This window comes from Deinococcus sp., from assembly GCF_018260405.1.
In the GTDB taxonomy this organism is placed as follows: Bacteria; Deinococcota; Deinococci; order Deinococcales; family Deinococcaceae; genus Deinococcus.
Window position 1 is genome coordinate 1 of record NZ_JAGLBG010000051.1, and the last position, 18,131, is coordinate 18,131.

At 57.4% G+C, this 18,131-nt stretch carries 16 protein-coding genes and 1 pseudogene; 5 read left to right on the forward strand and 12 right to left on the reverse strand.

Going from position 1 to position 18,131, the window contains the following annotated elements:
• Positions 1–693, forward strand: a pseudogene (locus QZ269_RS07900) (cell division protein FtsH); the annotation flags it as partial.
• Between the two features lie 20 nt (positions 694–713).
• Here the strand turns inward: QZ269_RS07900 and QZ269_RS07905 are convergent.
• From QZ269_RS07905 to pgm, 5 genes are all read right to left on the reverse strand, one after another.
• Positions 714–1,400 (reverse strand): metal-dependent hydrolase, encoded by a 687-nt coding sequence (locus QZ269_RS07905; RefSeq protein ID WP_291426058.1) that lies wholly within the window; start codon positions 1,398–1,400, stop codon positions 714–716.
• Positions 1,401–1,646: 246 nt separating this feature from the next.
• A complete protein-coding gene (gene fusA / locus QZ269_RS07910) occupies positions 1,647–3,743 on the reverse strand; it encodes an elongation factor G (RefSeq protein WP_291426060.1) in 2,097 nt (698 codons plus the stop codon).
• A gap of 151 nt (positions 3,744–3,894) precedes the next feature.
• Positions 3,895–4,365, reverse strand: coding sequence for a 30S ribosomal protein S7 (gene rpsG / locus QZ269_RS07915; protein ID WP_291426062.1), 471 nt, complete (start codon positions 4,363–4,365; stop codon positions 3,895–3,897).
• Between the two features lie 112 nt (positions 4,366–4,477).
• Positions 4,478–4,867, reverse strand: coding sequence for a 30S ribosomal protein S12 (gene rpsL / locus QZ269_RS07920; RefSeq protein WP_291426064.1), 390 nt, complete (start codon positions 4,865–4,867; stop codon positions 4,478–4,480).
• Positions 4,868–5,245: 378 nt separating this feature from the next.
• The gene (gene pgm / locus QZ269_RS07925) at positions 5,246–6,880 is read right to left on the reverse strand and encodes a phosphoglucomutase (alpha-D-glucose-1,6-bisphosphate-dependent) (RefSeq protein ID WP_291426066.1); all 1,635 of its coding nucleotides are present in this window, start codon (positions 6,878–6,880) and stop codon (positions 5,246–5,248) included.
• A 262-nt stretch (positions 6,881–7,142) separates the two neighbouring features.
• Between pgm and glpX the strand changes: the two genes are divergently transcribed.
• Positions 7,143–8,156, forward strand: a complete 1,014-nt coding sequence (glpX, locus tag QZ269_RS07930) for a class II fructose-bisphosphatase (protein WP_291426068.1) — start codon at positions 7,143–7,145, stop codon at positions 8,154–8,156.
• Between the two features lie 294 nt (positions 8,157–8,450).
• On the opposite strand, the gene QZ269_RS07935 is transcribed toward glpX, so the two are convergent.
• The 6 genes from QZ269_RS07935 to QZ269_RS07960 form a co-directional block, all read right to left on the reverse strand.
• Positions 8,451–9,299: a prepilin-type cleavage/methylation domain-containing protein gene (locus tag QZ269_RS07935; RefSeq protein WP_291426070.1), complete on the reverse strand. Its 849-nt coding sequence runs from the start codon at positions 9,297–9,299 to the stop codon at positions 8,451–8,453.
• The gene (locus QZ269_RS07940) at positions 9,296–9,757 is read right to left on the reverse strand and encodes a type II secretion system protein J (protein WP_291426071.1); all 462 of its coding nucleotides are present in this window, start codon (positions 9,755–9,757) and stop codon (positions 9,296–9,298) included. The genes QZ269_RS07935 and QZ269_RS07940 overlap by 4 nt, the downstream gene beginning before the upstream one ends.
• Entirely contained in the window at positions 9,757–10,212 is a 456-nt protein-coding gene (locus QZ269_RS07945; RefSeq protein ID WP_291426073.1) for a prepilin-type N-terminal cleavage/methylation domain-containing protein, read from the reverse strand. Before QZ269_RS07945 ends, QZ269_RS07940 begins: the two co-directional genes overlap by 1 nt.
• On the reverse strand, positions 10,212–12,182 hold the full coding sequence (locus QZ269_RS07950; protein WP_291426075.1) for a hypothetical protein: 1,971 nt from the start codon (positions 12,180–12,182) through the stop codon (positions 10,212–10,214). Before QZ269_RS07950 ends, QZ269_RS07945 begins: the two co-directional genes overlap by 1 nt.
• Before the next feature lie 76 nt (positions 12,183–12,258).
• Complete coding sequence (treS, locus tag QZ269_RS07955) at positions 12,259–13,917, reverse strand: maltose alpha-D-glucosyltransferase (protein WP_291426077.1); 1,659 nt, start codon at positions 13,915–13,917, stop codon at positions 12,259–12,261.
• A gap of 357 nt (positions 13,918–14,274) precedes the next feature.
• The gene (locus QZ269_RS07960; protein WP_291426079.1) at positions 14,275–14,952 is read right to left on the reverse strand and encodes a TrmB family transcriptional regulator; all 678 of its coding nucleotides are present in this window, start codon (positions 14,950–14,952) and stop codon (positions 14,275–14,277) included.
• 161 nt (positions 14,953–15,113) lie between these two features.
• Between QZ269_RS07960 and QZ269_RS07965 the strand changes: the two genes are divergently transcribed.
• Both QZ269_RS07965 and tmk read left to right on the forward strand, forming a co-directional pair.
• Positions 15,114–15,884 carry a Nif3-like dinuclear metal center hexameric protein gene (locus tag QZ269_RS07965; RefSeq protein WP_291426081.1) on the forward strand — a complete coding sequence of 257 codons (771 nt, stop codon included), beginning with the start codon at positions 15,114–15,116 and terminating at the stop codon, positions 15,882–15,884.
• 122 nt (positions 15,885–16,006) lie between these two features.
• On the forward strand, positions 16,007–16,630 hold the full coding sequence (tmk, locus tag QZ269_RS07970) for a dTMP kinase (protein ID WP_291426086.1): 624 nt from the start codon (positions 16,007–16,009) through the stop codon (positions 16,628–16,630).
• Positions 16,631–16,634: 4 nt separating this feature from the next.
• Here the strand turns inward: tmk and QZ269_RS07975 are convergent, their stop codons facing one another.
• The gene (locus QZ269_RS07975; protein WP_291426083.1) at positions 16,635–17,453 is read right to left on the reverse strand and encodes a glutaminyl-peptide cyclotransferase; all 819 of its coding nucleotides are present in this window, start codon (positions 17,451–17,453) and stop codon (positions 16,635–16,637) included.
• A gap of 82 nt (positions 17,454–17,535) precedes the next feature.
• On the opposite strand from QZ269_RS07975, the gene QZ269_RS07980 reads away from it, so the two are divergent.
• Positions 17,536–17,913: a RidA family protein gene (locus QZ269_RS07980; RefSeq protein WP_291426085.1), complete on the forward strand. Its 378-nt coding sequence runs from the start codon at positions 17,536–17,538 to the stop codon at positions 17,911–17,913.
• Positions 17,914–18,131 lie beyond the last annotated feature (218 nt).

Consider the following 18,131-nt stretch of genomic DNA (forward strand, 5'->3'; position numbering starts at 1 on the left):
CGTGACCGGGTCCTGATGGGGCCAGAACGCCGCAGCCTGGTGGTGCGCGAGGCCGACCGCAAAGTAACCGCTTACCATGAGGTCGGGCACGCGCTAGTGGCTCAACTTCTGCCCCATTCCGACAAGGCCCACAAGCTGACCGTGGTGCCGCGTGGCCGCAGCCTCGGGTCGGCGCTGTATACCCCTGAAGACCGGATGCACCATACCCGCGCCGCCCTGCTTGACCGCATCTGTGTGGCTCTTGCCGGTCACGCGGCGGAACAGGTCGCCACAGGGCAAATCACCACCGGAGCGTCGAACGATTTCCAGCAGGCTACTGGCATCGCCCGGCGCATGGTGACCGAATGGGGTATGAGTGAGGTCGGCCAACTGGCCCTCGTTCAGGGGGGCGACAATTACCTCGGCTTTGGGCCGCAGGCCACGCCGTATAGCGACTACACCGCTGAGCGCATCGATCAGGCGGTGCAGCAACTGCTCAATACCCAGTACGAACAGGCCGTCAGTCTGCTGACCGAACACCTCCATGTCCTCCACCGCCTCACCGACGAACTGGTCGCCCGTGAGAGTCTCAGCGGCGACGAGTTGCAAACTGTGCTTAACGGCGGCGTTCTTGGCGAGCCGCCCAGCTTGAAACGGTCTGGGGAGAACTTACCGCGCACCAATGTCGCTGACCTCAAACCCGGCCCGGCTTAGGCTGCCTTCAGCAGGCACGGTTAAAGCTGGGTCGTGTCGCCCGGCTTCAGCACCCGCACATCCACGCCCTGTTTCCGACCTTCACGGGCAAAGACCTCAGGGTCGCCGGTTAATGCTGGGAAGGTGGCGTAGTGCATCGGAATGGCCACACGTGGCCGCAGAAGTTCCAGACAGCGGGCCGCTTCCTCCGGTCCCATGGTGTAGTGATCGCCAACCGGCAGCAGGGCGGCGTCGAGTTTGCGGTCGCCAATCAGCTTCATATCGCCAAACAGACAGGTATCCCCGGCAAAATAAAGGCGCTGAGCGCCAAACTCGATGACCATTCCCGTCGGCATCCCGCCGTAGGTTCCGTCTGGGAAGCTGCTGCTATGCCAGGCCGGGGTCAGATAAACACTCCCCCACTCGGCCTTATAGGTGCCACCGATATTCATTCCCACGGCATGTTCAGTACCCTTAGCTTTGGCATAGTTTCCAATTTCCGCTGTGCCAATGACAGGCACGCCTTTTTTGCCGAAATCCAGGGCATTCCCCCAGTGGTCACCATGCGCGTGACTGATCAGTACGGCACTTATATCCCAGTTCAGCGCCTCCTCAAGCTGCACCGGGCACACTGGATTACCTGTAATAAAAGGATCGAGGAGCAGTTTATGTTGTCCATCATCCAGCAGAAAGGCACTCTGACCAAGAAAACGTAAGGTAACAGTCATATAGGTTCCTCCTGAACAGTCGAAGGTTTCAAGCCAAAAGGCACTTTACCGCATTTTATACGGACTGCGCTAAGTTCCCGGCGTCCCTGAAAAAGCACCAGATGTGCTTCTCTCAGCGGCTCTACGGGTCCATACGTACCTGCTGGGTAGTGGGGCGCCCCTCTTCCCCGGCAGCACAGCAAACACGAAAAAACCCGCCACAGTGGGCGGGCTTCTCGTAAAGATTATTCAGCTGAGGCTTTTGCCTTACTTCTTCATCAGCTGCGCCGCAACGTTCGTCGGCACCTGGGTATAGTGGTCGAAGAACATGCTGTAGCTGGCGCGGCCCTGGGTCTTGGAGCGCATGTCAGTCGCGTAACCGAACATTTCGCTGAGCGGAACAAACGCCTTGACAATCTGCGCGTTGCCACGGGCTTCCATACCCTGAATCTGGCCACGGCGGCTGTTAAGGTCACCAATCACGTCGCCCATGTACTCCTCGGGGGTGGTGACTTCAACGCGCATCACGGGTTCCAGAATCGCGGGGCTGCCCTTCTGGACGGCTTCCTTGAGGCCCATGCTCCCAGCGATCTTGAACGCCATTTCGCTGGAATCGACTTCGTGGTACGAGCCGTCGTAGATGGTGACTTTCAAATCGACCACGGGGAAGCCCAGCATGGGGCCACTCTGCATGGCTTCTTCGATGCCCTTCTGGGCTGGCCCGATGTATTCCTTAGGCACAGTGCCGCCCACCACGGCATTCTCGAACACGAAGCCCGCACCGGGTTCCAGGGGTTCCACGCGCAGCTTGACGTGGCCATACTGACCGCGTCCACCCGACTGACGGGCAAACTTGCTGTCGACGTCAGCGGGCTTGGTGATGGTTTCACGGTAGGCCACCTGGGGCGCGCCCACGTTGGCTTCGACCTTGTACTCGCGCTTCAGGCGGTCCACCAGGATTTCTAGGTGCAACTCGCCCATGCCCGCGATGGTGGTCTGGCCGCTTTCCTGGTCGGATTCTACACGGAAGGTAGGATCTTCTTCAGCCAGCTTCTGGAGGCCAATGCCCATCTTTTCCTGGTCGGCCTTGGTCTTGGGCTCGATGGCGAGCTTGATCACAGGCTCGGGAATGTCGATGCTTTCAAGCAGCACCACGTCGTCACCGTCACCGATCAGGGTGTTGCCGGTTCCAGCGTCTTTCAGCCCGATGACCGCGCCCAGCTCACCGGCACGCAACTCGGTCACTTCTTCGCGGCTGTTGGCGTGCATCTTGAGCAGGCGGCCCACGCGCTCACGCTTGTCCTTGCTGGCGTTGTACACGTAGCTGCCCGATTGCAAGGTGCCCGAGTAGATACGCACGAAGGTCAGGCGGCCCACGTAAGGGTCGGCCATGATCTTAAAGGCCAGCGCAGCCAGCTTGCCAGCAGGGTCAGCCGGGAACTCGCGGGTTTCTTCGCTGTCTTCCAGGGTGCCCTTGATGGCGGGCACTTCCAGCGGGCTGGGCAGGTAGTCGATCACGGCGTCCAGCAGCAGCTGCACACCCTTGTTCTTCAGGGCGCTCCCACACAGCACAGGGAAGATTTTCTTCTCGATGGTGCCCTTACGAACTGCCTTGACCAGTTCCTCGACGGAGGGTTCCACGCCTTCGAGGTACTTCTCCATCAGCCCTTCGTCGACTTCGGCAGCGGCTTCGATCAGCTGCTGGCGCATCTCGCCGACCTTATCCAGGTACTCGGCAGGCACGTCAGTCACGTTGATCTCGGTGCCCAGGTCGTTGGTGAAGAAATGGGCCCGCATACGGACGATGTCGATTACGCCCTTGAAGTCGTTCTCTGCGCCCATGGGGTACTGAATGGGGGCAGGAATCGCGCCGAGACGTTCCTTGATGTCGCTGATCACCAGGTCGAAGCTGGCACCAGTTTTGTCCATCTTGTTGCTGAACGCGATGCGGGGCACGCCGTAACGGTCGGCCTGACGCCACACGGTTTCGCTCTGCGGCTCGACGCCCTGACTGCTGTCGAACACGGCGACTGCGCCGTCGAGCACGCGCATGGAACGCTCGACTTCAATGGTGAAATCCACGTGGCCGGGGGTGTCGATGATGTTGATGGTGTAATCTTCGCCGGTTTCGCTGTGGTTCCAGTGAGCGGTGGTGGCGGCGGCGGTAATCGTGATGCCGCGCTCGCGCTCCTGCTCCATCCAGTCCATGGTTGCCGCGCCGTCGTGCACCTCACCGATGTTGCGGTTGCGGCCTGTAAAGAACAGGATGCGCTCGGTGGTCGTGGTCTTACCGGCATCGATGTGCGCGGCAATCCCGATGTTGCGGAAGTGGGTCAGATATTCCTGGGATTTAGTAAGTGTCATAGGACTCCCTATTCTGGACGTGCCGTGTCTTGGCTACGTCAGTTGTGTAACATTGAGCCGCTCAAGCGCTGGCCCGTACCGCAGTGCAGGTGACTAAAACAGGGACGGGGCAGGGTGAAACACCACCACCTTCCGTCCCCAGCGTCTGCACTTACCAGCGGTAGTGAGCGTAAGCGCGGTTGGCTTCGGCCATGCGCTCAACATCGTCTTTCTTCTTGATGGCTCCGCCGCGCCCCTGGGCCGCGTCCATCACTTCACCGGCGAGGCGCTCGATGGCGGTGCGCTCAGGGCGTCCGTCCACGGCGCTAATCATCCAGCGCAGGGTCAGGCTCTGCTGGCGGCGGGGGCCGACTTCCACAGGCACCTGGTAGGTCGATCCACCGACGCGGCGGCTGCGAACTTCCACGCGGGGCTTAATGTTGTCGTAGGCCTGCTTGAAGACCTTGAGGGGTTCCTGGCCGGTCTTGTCCTGCACGAGGCGCATGGCCCCGTAGAAAATGCGACTGGCAAGGTTTTTCTTGCCATCTTCCATAATGCGGTTGATCATTGCGCTCACCAGCACGTCCTGATACACCAGGTCGGGCTGAATGGGGCGCACTACTGCTGCGCGGCGACGTGCCATGTTGGACTCCTTGATTTCAACGCCGAAAGCGGCGGACTTACGTGTCTTAAACGGACTGATTCACTGGCATCACCCCTCGGGCTTTCACCGCCCGGCAGGTGGACAGTGCGGTTTACTTCTTGGCAGGAGCCGCTTTGGGCTTCTTGGTGCCGTACTTGCTGCGGCTCTTGTTGCGGTCCTTGACGCCCTGGGTGTCGAGGCTGCCGCGCACGATGTGGTAGCGCACACCGGGCAAGTCCTTGACACGTCCGCCGCGAATCAGCACGACGCTGTGTTCCTGGAGGTTGTGGCCTTCGCCGGGGATGTAGGCGGTGACTTCAAAGCCGCTCGACAGGCGCACACGGGCAATCTTACGCAGCGCCGAGTTGGGCTTCTTGGGGGTGGTGGTCTTGACGACCGTGCATACGCCACGGCGGAAGGGGCTGCCCTTGAGCGCGGGGACTTTGCTTTTCTTCTGAAGAACCGTGCGGCCCTTACGAAGCAGTTGCTGGGTGGTAGGCAAAACATCACTCCTGTGTCTTATAGATTCACGTCGGCACGCTCGCCTGACGCGGAAAGAGGCTACCCACACCGAAGAAATTTTCCTGGGGGGCAGCGCGGGTTGGCCGATTGAGAACGGGATTGACCGTTCCCCTGAGGTAGTCACGCACCCGAACAAACGCTGTCAGCATCAGGCTTTGTGGGTGGTCAGTGCCGAGAAACGGCCCAATGCAACCCTTTCCTGGGTCCGTTTTCCAACCTTGTTATGTTACCCTATCTCCAGGCCACGGCGCAAGCCATGACGGCTGGTACTGGTACTGCTGCGGTAGTCTGCTGGGCGCCACTCGGGAAGGCGAGATTGCGTCAGCAAGGAGCGGGCGGCATTGAGCGCAGTCCGTAATTACTGGCCGCCCAATGCCGCCGAGACCACTTCACGGGCCTCCTCGAACACCTGTTTGAGGTGCTCCTCACCCTTGAAACTCTCGCCGTAAATCTTGTACACGTCTTCGGTGCCACTGGGCCGGGCCGCGAACCAGGCGTGCTCGGTGGTGACTTTCAAGCCGCCGATCGGCTGGTCGTTGCCGGGGGCGCGGGTCAGGCGGGCAGTAATCGGGTCGCCCGCGAGCGTGGTCGCCGTGACCTGTTCGGGCGATAGGTGACTGAGAACCTTCTTCTGTTGGGGGGTCGCGGGGGCGTCCTGGCGACTGTAGGCCGTTGCACCGTACTGTTCCGTCAGTTCTTTGAAGCGCTGACTGGGCGTCTTGCCTGTCCTGGCCGTCATCTCGGCAGCCAGCAGGCCGGGGATGAGGCCGTCTTTATCGGTGCTCCAGGCGCGGCCGTCCATCCGCAGGAAGCTGGCCCCCGCCGATTCCTCCCCGCCGAAGCCGAAAGAGCCGTCTTGCAACCCGGACACGAAGTATTTGAAGCCCACTGGGACCTCGACCACTTTGCGTCCGACGCCTGCGCCCACCCGGTCGATCAGCGCCGAGCTGACCAGCGTTTTGCCGATAGCGGCGTCAGGATGCCAGCCGGGGCGGTTTTGGAACAGGTAGTCGATCATCACAGCGAGGTAATGATTGGGGTTCATCAAGCCGCTGTGGGTGACAATGCCGTGGCGGTCAGAGTCGGGGTCGTTGCCGATGGAAACGTCGAAATTGTCTTTTAGGTGCAGCAGTCCAGCCATGGCATACGGGCTGGAGCAGTCCATACGGATCTTGCCGTCCTTGTCTACCGACATGAAGGCGAAGCGCGGGTCGACCTGCTCGTTCACGATGGTCAGGTTAAGACCGTATTTGGCCTGAATCGCCTGCCAGACGGGAAGACTGGCCCCCCCAAGCGGGTCGACACCAATCTTGACCCCACTTTGCTTGATGGCGTCGAGATCGATGACCTGGGGCAACTGCTCGACATACGGGGTAATAAAGTCGAAGGGTTCCAGGGCATTCATAGCGTCTTCGAGTGTCACGCGCTTTACGTCACGAAGTTCGTTTTCCAAAATGGCGTTGGCCCGCTGCTGCACGGCTCCAGTCACGTCGGTATCGGCGGGGCCACCATTGGGCGGGTTGTACTTGAAACCCCCATCCTGCGGTGGGTTGTGGCTGGGCGTAATGACGATGCCGTCCGCCACACCATCTTTTCGGGCGCGGTTATATTCCAAAATGGCGTGGCTGATCAGTGGCGTGGCCGTGAAAAACCCTGGCTGCACGCGCACGCGTACCCCGTTAGCGACCAGCACCTCCAGCGCCGACATCCAGGCCGGTTCCGACAGGGCGTGCGTATCCAGGCCCATGTACAGCGGCCCGGTAATGCCTGCGCTCGCGCGGTGCTCGGCCACCGCCTGCGCCACCGCCTGAATATGCGCCTCATTGAAGGTGCCCTTGAGACTGGTGCCCCGGTGCCCACTGGTGCCGAACGCCACGCGCTGAAGCGGGTCCCTGGGATCGGGGCGCGTCTCGTAGTAGTGCGCCACCAGGCGGGGAATATTGGTCAGCAGGCTTTGGGGAGCGGGCTTTCCGGCCAGTTCGCTGAGGGTCATACTTCAGTTTAAGGGCCTCAACACCACACAGAGCGATCTGTGTACATGGGGGACTAAAGCCGGGTAGGATACAGGGATGCGCGAACTGTTCACGGATACCTGGCGGATCGTCAAGCTCACGGCGGCCATTCTCATCGGTCCGCTTGCTCTCTGGGGCGCCCTGGTTGTGCTGGGCGTCTTGCACTGAGCTGCCCCTGACCCGGTAACCTATTGGAACCGCTCCCAGCGCCTGTCTGAAGCTCCGGGGTGTTAAGTTGGGCGTATGACAAAACGCTTGAACGCCACCCCAGAAAATCGCGGCTCTTCTGCCCAATTCGAGCATGCGCTGGTGCTTGAAACCGCCCGTGTGACAGAAGGGGCGGCGCTGGCGGCCAGCAAGTTCATGGGAATGGGCGACAAGAACGCGGTAGACGGCGCGGGCACCGAAGCCATGCGCAGCCTGCTGAATTCACTGGATATTCGCGGCACCGTGGTCATCGGTGAGGGCGAAATGGACGAGGCCCCCATGCTTTATATCGGTGAGCAGGTAGGCAGCGGCCAGTACGAGGTCGATATTGCCGTCGACCCGGTCGAAGGCACCAGCGTCACGGCCAAGGGCCTGCCCAACGGTCTGGCCGTCATTGCCCTCAGCGAGCGCGGGGGGCTGATGGCTGCACCCGACTGCTACATGGAAAAACTGGTCGTGCCGCCGCCCGCTGCGGGCAAAGTCAATATGGACTGGCCCGTCGAAGCCAACATCAGCGTGATCGCCCAGAGCCTGGAACGCGATGTCGAAGATCTGATGGTCACCATCCTTGACCGTGACCGCCACGCCGACCTGATTCGCCGGGTCCGTGCCACAGGTGCCCGCGTCAAGCTGATTGGCGACGGCGACGTGATTGCTGGGCTGGCGGTGGGAGTTCGTGGGACGGGAGTCCACGCCATGATGGGTTCAGGCGGCGCTCCGGAGGGCGTGATTCTGGCGGCGGCCTGCAAGTGCCTCGGCGCAGAAATTCAGGGGCGCTTTATTGCCGAGGACGACGCCCAGCGTGAACGCTTTACCCGAATGGGCGTAGACGAACACCGGATCTACAAAACCGACGAACTAGCGTCTGGGCAACAGATTGTATTCAGCGCTACCGGGATCACTTACGGAGAACTCCTGAACGGCGTGCGGCACTTTGCTGGCGGGGCCAGAACACATACCCTGGTCATGGGCTACGCCTCACGGGTTGTGCGTTTTATCGATACGGTGCACCTTGAAGACGACAAAGCCCGCGTGACGATTCGAGTGTAAGTGGTTACGTCTAGAGATAGAGAAATTCCATTCAATTTCGCAACATCTCTTTTGCGACCGAGCTGTTATACGATAAGGCTTTCTCAGATACGCGTAAATCTATCTGAGAAAGCCCAGGATGCACTCTTTAAAGCAACCACTTTTATCTTATAGTCGTATTATCTATGAATAGTATTCAGCGAGATTATTTGACGACAAGAGGTTCCCATGCATTCTCCTTATCCATCGCTTCGCAAGGCCGTCTCGCACAAGGGATGAAGGTCAACAGTACATAAGCTTGTTGTTATGGGTTCTCTAGTTCTGAACGATCTTCCCTAAGTTGGTTGGAAAGGACGTCAGACTGTATGTAGATGTAGCATCGGGATATCTCAAGACCGTACTGCTAAGAGAAGTACTGCCCGACCCAATTCTGCGAAAAGTTGCCAGATTAATTGTTACACCAGCTGCCCCAGCAGGAGCTGTGGGTAGAGTAGGCGAAATTATTGTAAACATGGTATATGGCGTTGAAGGCATACCTGCGGGCACGTTCGAAGGAGCAATGTAATCTGCCAAGAGACTAGCATTTCCTCCAGCGATTGAAGATGGGATTGTCATTGTAGGGGTAAAGCCAAAAAGATTAATATTATACTGTACTAGCACCCAAACATCCGTATTAAGAGGATCATCCCCAGGGTTTTCTGCGCTACTCGGGGCGTTCCCAGTAAGCCAGTCACTTCGTTTTTCGGCATAATAAGCATAGAATCTGTAACAACCGCTCGTCACTCCGCCAGAGTTACAAATATCGCCAGGAACCTGAGGTGGTAAAATCATAGCAACAATCGGGTCTTTAGGGATAGTAGGCCCATCAATATTCCACGTATTATTACCTGTTATGGGATTCATACGTGTCTTTGCCGTACCGCTCCCAAGGCTTATGGTTGTCCCCGAAGGATAGATATACCATGCTTCACGAAGTCGGCCAGCAATAATTTGCTGAGCATTGACCACATCCTGTTGCATTTCTGCGCGACTGACAGAGATATAGCTTGCACGAGTACTGCTCTGAAAATACCCAACGATAGCTCCCATAACAAGGGTAGTCATCAACATACCAATGAGCATTTCCAATAACGTAAATCCATTTATGTAAGAAGTATTTTTCATTGTGGCCTCAACAGATCGAGGGTAAGCCTAGTATCTTGTGGACCAGCACCAGAAGTGACAGTGACGCGTCGCATGGCTGGCGGCGATGGCGGTATGGTTGCGGGACAGGTAGTAGTAATATTGGTCGCAGTGCTACCACCCACAATAGCCGCCCTTGAATCTAAGGGTTGTGAGGTAACACTATATCCAGCTGGAACACTGAGTGTCGCTGCACAGGCCTTATCATATTTCACCCGATCGGCCCACTCACCACGAACAGTTTCTAAAAGTTGTTGGGTGCGCGTGGATGTATCTAACTGCTGACCAGTTTGCCGATTCATTTTAAGCGAGCCAATCATAATAGGAACCAAGACGACAATTATTATTGCAAAAAGCAGTAATGCAACCAAGACTTCAATAATCGTGAACCCTGCCTCCCTATCTATCAGGGATTTATTTTTATGGTAATTATAGCTCATTATGGAACCGCCGAAACAATAATAGGTTTACCCGTCACGCCAGAAAGTCTTAGCTCAAGAGGTGCAACATTACCATAAGGACTGCGAATAGTAAACACACTGCCAACTGGCATAATGACTCCATAAGGCGCTTGATAAGCAAATGTCCCCGAGCTGGGATTACAATTGGTCTTACAGTAAATCATTATTCCATTAGCTAGAGTAACAGCTGGAGAAGATCCTACAGTATACGTAGCTCCTCCGTTAGTTCCAGGCATAGTAATCGAAATTTGGGTGCTTATTTTTTGAGAATTCGAACGGGCCTTCTTAAGATCTGAGGCAATCTGGGTAGCAGCGTCTCTTAATTGCACACCACGATAGCTAGACAACAAGTTCAAGGTAAACACCAAAACCATAATACCTATAATAGATATGACAACCAGTAGTTCTACAATTGTAAAACCCTGCGACCGCATCAGAAATTTCCCGATTGGATTTGTTGCCAGGCAACCGAATTCAAGGCCTTACCCGTACTAGAGGCGTCCAAACCGTACCAAACACGAACGACCGCCCAAGAAGGAGGCCTGATATCTTCCATAAGACGCTTGTCGAAAGAAAAGCGCAAGTTATAACCATTTTGCATAGTTATCGTACTACCGGATAGCGAAGCAACACCACCGACAGTAGCATGATCTTCAACGACGCTCCCAATCACATTGATATCTCCTTTTATGGGAAGACTTGCATAATTGGCAGCATCAAAATTTCCCTGACTGGCCATTATAGTGGCATGATAGGTGACATTATTAGGCGACGTAGTTGCAATTAAAATATCTCCTGCCGGTGCAAAAAGGCCAAGGATATTGGTAGGATCAGTCGATCTCGGGCATCCACTCTGAGTATTGCTGTTATCACAGGGCGTAACGGAATCAGTCAAATCATTAGCAAGAACCATTCCTGTAGAACCCACAAGATTAAGTTTAGAAAATGAAGCAACAGCAGGAGGGATCTTACTAACATCCGAAGTTTGACTATTATTCAGTCGAGTGGGGCCAGAAACTTTCAGGTTCCCAGACTTATACAAAAGACCGTTGAAGCTAGGAGAAATTAAATTCCAATTGGTACCCGACTTTTGATAAAGTCCACCCGATGCATCAGAGCGAAGCTGTCTTGTTATTGCATTATTAGCATTTTGAAATGTAAAATATTGATAGGTAGGAGTCGGCTCATTCCATGAATTTGTAGCTGTATTATAGGTAGTAAGCGCGTTACCATTACTGTCCCCAGCAAAAACCTTAACCGCCGTTTCACTACTATTTGCCACAATGCCATTATTAGTGGCGTCTGTTAACTGATCCGAAGCATTAGTTGGCAAGCCGATATAATGGGAGGAAAAATTAGCACTTGTATTGGGGGCCATGGTGGCTCCCGTTGCCAGCATTTTCGCAGTGAGAGCAGCATTTGTTGAAGCCGTTTGGAGTGTCGTGTAATCCGAGTAAAAACCAGCAGTCTTAGTACAATCTAGATCTGGAGTCGCAGGCGGCGAGGTACAGCCTGCACTGTTTACATTTCCTTTAAATTTCGTCATGTTAGTAGAAAACAGAAATCTGAATTTTTCGTTAGTGAATACATCTCCATCGATTACGTCATTGTAGTAACCACCATCATTCTGAGGCCAGTGGTTTAGGAAGTTAACATTGGTCGAGGGATCAGGAGTGTAAATCTGGATCCACCAGTCACCAGTTGTAGTCCGACTTCCAGCCACATATCGGGCAGAGGAATTGACTGATCCCTGTGCTTTTATAGTGTTTACGCCAAGATAAAAACGGTAAGTCAGCTTATTAAGTCTTACAGCACGAATAGGAGTGATTGTATATTTGATATTTCCGTTGTTAAATGACCCAGCATTACTTTCCCACCAGTTGACCAACGTGGCATGGCTTGCGCCACTGGCTGGCCGTTCAGCTGTTGGAAACAGGTTATAACCCGATGACTTGACAGCGTCAGCAAGAATGCCGAACTTCTCTGGGCCAAAAGACGAAGTGTTATCTACGACACATTGCATTGCCCCTGGATAAAGAACCGTATCGGTGCCTGTGCCCGCTGTAGCAAAATCATTGGTCTCTGCCCAGGCCGTCGAGGGAGCGGCACTCTTGCCACAGAAATTCAGGGCGTAGGTTTCAAGTGCGCTGCTTGGCGTATTGGTCGGCAGCCCCAGATTAGGCCCCATAAGAATATTCTGGATATCCAGTAAGCGGCTTTTCGCCAGATTAACATTGGATTCCGCGGCGTACTGGGCCTGCAACGTGCTCTTTTGATCACCATTACTCTGCCAGCTGCTCAGACCGATTCTCATGGTCACCGCCATAATGACTGACAAAATTAAAAGTGTGAAGAGCACGACCAGAATCAGGGTAGAACCAGTGGTAGCTTGTTGCCGCTTCATACCATCCATTGTGCTGGATTAGTTCTTACGGGACTAGCCCCTGACTGGGGGCTGCCGGGGCACCTCAAAGACGATTTCAGTTTAGACGTAACCAGTAAAACTCGTGCCTGCCGAGGGTAAGCGCATATTGACCCCGGTTCGTGATCGCCGGAAAGAGAACACCCCCGATCAGGGTGACTGGCGTTTGTCCGACCTGTAGTGCGAGGTCCAGCGTAGCGGCCTGCGGCGTGGCCGAAAAATTATTAACAATTAACAGGGTCTCTTCAGCACTCCTACGTATGAACGCCAGGATGGCCGTATTGTCTGTGTCGACAAAACTCAGCTCACCTGTGGCAAACACAGGATGCTGACGGCGCAGTTCCAGCAGGCGCGAAGTCCATTTGAGCAAGCTGGCGGGATCATGTTCTTGGGCCAGTACATTAACGCGCTGGTAGCCGTAGACCGCGTCCTCGATGGGCGGAAAGAAGCAGGCTTCACGGTTCGCGGTACTGAATCCGCCGTTAATTCCGGCATTCCACTGCATGGGGGTACGCACGCCGTTTCGGTCGGCCAGCGAGAGATCATCGCCCATGCCCAGTTCATCGCCGTAATACAGAATGGGGCTACCCGGCAGCGCCAGCAAGACGGCATTGAGCAACTCGATGCGGCGGCGGTCGTTATCGAGAAGGGGTGCGAGGCGGCGGCGAATCCCCACGTTGATTTTCATGCGCGGGTCGGGCGCGTAGGCGGTATACATGTAAGCCCGTTCCTCGTCGGTGACCATCTCCAGGGTCAGTTCGTCGTGGTTACGCAGGAAGGTACACCACTGGCCGAAACTGGGGATTTGGGGCAGGCGGCCCATGATCTCGCGGATGCTGGTGGCGTCTTGCTTTTTTAGGGACATGTACAGCCGGGGCATCACCGGAAAGTTGAAGCACATATGAAACTCGGGATCTTCGTCGGTGCCGAAATATTGCACCACGTCCTCCGGCCACTGATTCGCTTCGGCCAGCAGCAGGCGGCCCGGATATTCCCGGTCAACCATCTGGCGCACCCGCTTGAGAATGTCGTGGGTTTCGGGCAGATTCTCGCAGTTGGTGCCCTCACGCTCGATCAGGTAGGGCACGGCGTCTACCCGGAACCCGTCGAGGCCGAGGTCAAGCCAGAACCGGGCCGCGTTCAGCAGCTCTTCTACGACCTTCGGATTATCGAAGTTCAGATCGGGCTGATTCGAGAAGAAGCGGTGCCAGAAATACTGGCCGCATTGCTCGTCTTTCGTCCAGTTGCTCGTTTCGGTGTCGGTAAAGATAATGCGTGCTCCGCTGTACTCGGTACCAGTATCGCTCCAGACGTAGTAATCGTAATAAGGATTATCCGAACCGTCAGGCCGTTTGGGGCCTTTACGCGACTCCTGGAACCAGTGATGGTCACTGCTGGTGTGGTTGGTCACGAGGTCGCCAACCACGCGCAGGCCGCGGCTGTGGGCTTCGCGCAGGAACACCTTGAAGTCGTCTAGGGTGCCCAGATCGGGGTGAATATTCAGGTAGTCGGCCACGTCGTAGCCATCGTCGCGCAGCGGGCTGGGAAACCAGGGCAGCAGCCACAGACAATCCACGCCGAGCGCCTTGAGGTAGTCGAGCCGGGAGGTCAGGCCCGGAAAATCGCCCTTGCCGTCGCCGTTGCCATCGGCAAAAGTACGCACGGACAGTTCGTAGAAGACAGCGCTTTTGTACCACTCTGGATGGCCTTGAGTCATGCCCAAATCGTAACGCGGCGCGACATTGGAAGCCTTGCCACTTGCCTATCCGCTCCGGGAGAAACCAAAGCGGCGCAGCAAGCGCTGCCTGTGTATTGTGCTTGGTTCGGTTCAACCGCAGTCCGTTCAGAACTGCGCCGGGTTGCCAACTCTATGTCTGGAAGCTATTTTCTATGTCTGGAAGCCGTTTCTCTCCGTTCGGGGGAGAACTCTACCCGGCGGCTACGTACAGTCGGGACGACACCGCCTGTAGCGCCACAGGGCGAAGATTGAATCTGGTGATTTCAGATGCAATCGGCAGTCGCTCTACCACCGCGAATGGCCGCAACCTTACCCAAACCTCTGCATAAAACGCGGTCAGGCACTTGTCCGGGATTTTTGCAGCCCCGCCAACTGGATATAGCCTTCGATCAGGTGAACAATCACGGGATTATGGGTATGCACGCCGTGCGCCTCACCCACACCACCTTCGAGAATAAAGTGCCCGACCATAGCCGCTTCATGGTCACGGGCCAGCAAAAAGGCAATCTGGCCCGGTGCAGCAATGTCGGGCAGGTTGGCGAGGTCGGCACGGTGAAGTCCTACACCACGGGGAGTAAGGCGCTCTAGTTTATCGGCCAGTTCAGCCGCACCCGCCATGTACACCACGCGCCGGGCATTGAGAATCAGGTCCTCGGCGAGGCTGCGGATTGCGGCGTCTCCGTTGAGGTGATAGACCGCTTCGGGAGCCGGGTCGGGGGCCAGGCGCGAAAGGTCGCGGTCCAGGGCTGCCAGACGGTCATCGAACGAACGGCGCGAACGGGCCAGGTACTCACGCGCCGACAGCGGGGCGTATTCCAGCGGGTTTTGCCCGACCTTGGCCGACAGCCCCCGGCCTTCAAGGCGTTCAAGAGTCTCGTAAATCTTGGGCCGGGGAATACCGGCCTGCCGCGCCACACGCGCCGGGACGGCGCGGCCCAGGGCCAGCAAAGCGGTATAGGCCCGCGCCTCATATTCAGTTAGTCCCAGCGCTTGCAAGTGGATCACGGCACTCATGTAAAGTCCAGCATACGGGATTGAGCGCAGTAGCGTGCCGTTTCGTCCGGTGCACTCCAAAGTGTGTAGCCCGTTAGGGTACCCCTGACCCCGGAAAGGAGCGGTTTGGGATGGGGTTGGGCAAATGACTCAGGCTATGAAAGCTGCTCTAAACTGACCAGATGACCCAAGCTTCCGAAATCAGCCGCCAGGAACTCGTCGCGTGGCTTAACGACTACCTTCAGGTGGGCCAGCTGCCCGACCCCAGCATGAACGGTCTTCAGATCGAGGGTACGGGCACCATCCGCCGTATTGCCGCCAGCGTAGATACCAGCCTGAACACCTTGCAGGCCGCCGCCGACGCAGGGGCCGACCTGCTGCTGGTGCATCACGGCCTGTTCTGGGGCAAGCCGCTGCCCGTGACCGGGCCACACGCCCGCCGCCTGCGGGCCGCGCTGATGGCCGACCTGAACCTGTACGCCGCGCACATTCCGCTGGACGCCCACCCCGAAGTGGGCAACAACGCCATGATCGCCGGGGCACTTAGCCTGCAAAACCCCGAACCCTTTGGTGACTGGGCGGGCCACAAGATCGGCCTGGCGGGCGAACTGCCTTTCACCCAGAGCTTGCAGGACTTTGCTGACCGCGTGCAGAAGCTGACCGGGGAAATCTGTCTGGTGCACGGCGGCGGTCAGCCCAACGTGCAGCGCCTGGGCATCGTGTCGGGCGGCGGCGCAGGCGCGGTAGCCGAAGCGGCGGCGGCGGGCCTAGACACTCTGCTGACCGGCGAACCCGAACATAAGTTCTTCAGTGACGCCTTCGAGTACGGCGTGAATGTGGTATATGCCGGGCACTACGAAACCGAAGTCTTTGGCGTGCGGGCACTGGCCGCCAAAATCGAGGACACCTTCGGGCTGCCGTGGCAATTCCTGAACTTTCCGACGGGGCTGTGAGGGACGGGCGTGTGGCGTGTGGGGAATGCGGTGCGCTGTGAGTGGAAAGTGGAAAGTGGGGAGTGGAACAAGCCCAGCCAGCCACCACTTCCTACTTCCTACTTCCCGTTCAGGAAGTTCGTCTGATGAGGGGCCTGTTTCTTACTTTTGAAGGCCCCGAGGGCGCGGGCAAAACCACTCAGCTAGTCCGCCTGCAAGCCCGGCTGGAAGCGGCTGGACATACCTTGACCGTCACGCGTGAGCCAGGCGGCACACCACTGGGCACGCGGGTACGCGAGGTGGTGCTCGACCCGGCGCTGGAGATGGAAGCGCTGCCCGAATTTCTGCTGTACTCGGCCAGCCGCGCGCAGCTGGTGCAAGACGTGGTGCGGCCCGCCCTGGCACGTGGCGAGACTGTGCTGTGTGACCGCTACGCCGATTCCTCGCTGGCGTACCAGGGAGCCGGACGGGGCCTGCCGTTGTCGCTGCTGCAAACCATCACCCAGGCGGCCACCGGGGGGCTACAGCCCGACCTGACTATTCTGCTGGACCTCGACCCAGCGGTGGGACTGGCGCGGGCCGCTGCACGCGGGCAACCCGACCGGCTGGAACGCGCCGACCTGGGCTTTCACCAACGCGTGCGCCAGGGCTTTCTGCTGCTGGCCCAGCAGGAGCCGCCGCGCTTTCTGGTGCTAGACGCCTCGAAGACCCCAGATGAACTGGCCGGGGAAATCTGGAACGCATTGCCAACAGTCTTGACCCGCTGAAGCGTTACTCAGGCTTGAGGTCGGGCAGCCTGACTTCAAACAGCACCGGCCAGCGCTTGCCGGTCAGGAGCAGCGTGCCCCGCTGCGGATTGAAGGCGATGCCGTTGGCGACATCGTCAAAGGTCAGCGGACGGCCACGGCGCACCGCCAGACTGCTGGCCTCGCGGGTCAGGGCACTCACGTCGATCCAGGCGGTGACTTTACCGGTGGCCGGGTCGATACGGGCAATGCGGTCGGTCAGCCAGATATTGGCGTACACGCTGCCCTGCACGTATTCCAGCTCGTTCAGGTTCTTAACCGGCTGCCCGGCGTCGGTCACGTTGACCTTACGGGCTACCGCAAATGTCCGGGGATCGCGCCAGAACAGCGTGGATGAGCCGTCGCTCATGATGATCTGCCTGCCATCGTTGGTCAGGCCCCAGCCCTCGCCGCTGTACCTGTAGCGCCCGTTTTCCTGCAAGGTGTCGGCAGCGAACGTGAAGGCCACGCCGTCTTGCCACGTTAGGTGATAGGCGACGTTTTCCAGCACCGTGACGCCCTCGCCAAAGGCCCCCTGAAGCGGCGTGGGCACCTGCTTTTGCGCTCTCGCCGTTCTGAGGTCGCTGAGGCGTACCCCCGACTGGCTGCCGGGCACCTCACCACTGCTCTCGATGTAAGTGCCGCTGCCGAGGTATTGCAGTCCCTCGGTAAAAGAGTCGGTGGCGTGCGTGTAACGGGTCACAACCCGGGGAGTCAGAACGGGTGTGCGGGTCTGTAGGGCCTGGGCCAGCAGAGCCGGAGCCGTCAGAAAAAGCAGCGTGGTCAGGGCAACAGGTAAGCGCATCGGCTCCTATCGTAAGGCAGCAGACCACCGCAATGAATACGCCGCTGGGCGCGGTCTGGCCCCGCCGGTATAGACTGTACCCATGAAGAAAAGCGTGCAGAGTGCCCAGTCCGCCCCGGCCATCGGCCCGTACAGCCAGGCCGTTACTTTCGGCAATCTGGTAATGACCAGTGGCCAGATTCCACTGGATTCCAAGGGCGAACTGGTTGAAGGGGGCATTACCGAACAGACCGAACAGGTGATCGCCAACCTTAAAGCGCTGCTGGCCGAGGCAGGCACCACCCTTGACCACGTGGTCAAGTCCACGGTGTTTCTGGCTGACATGAACGAGTTTGCTGCCATGAACGCCGTATACGACAAGCACTTCAGCGCCCCCTATCCGGCCCGCAGCACCGTGCAGGTGGCCCGGCTGCCACGCGATGTCCGGGTCGAGATCGAAGTGATCGCCGAACGCGACTAAGCACACTGAAGTTAATCTGTAACTGCTCAGCGCGATGAACACGGCGAAAAACCGCTTCTGGGTAAGTTTTTATCGAAACCCAGGCTAAGAATATGTCCAAAGCAGCGCACCGCCAGCAGGCTTTTATCTCAATGGAGGATAAAGGTAACTACTCAGCACGATGAACACGGCGAAAAACTGCCTCCAGTTAAATTTTTACCGAAATCCAGGCTAAGAAT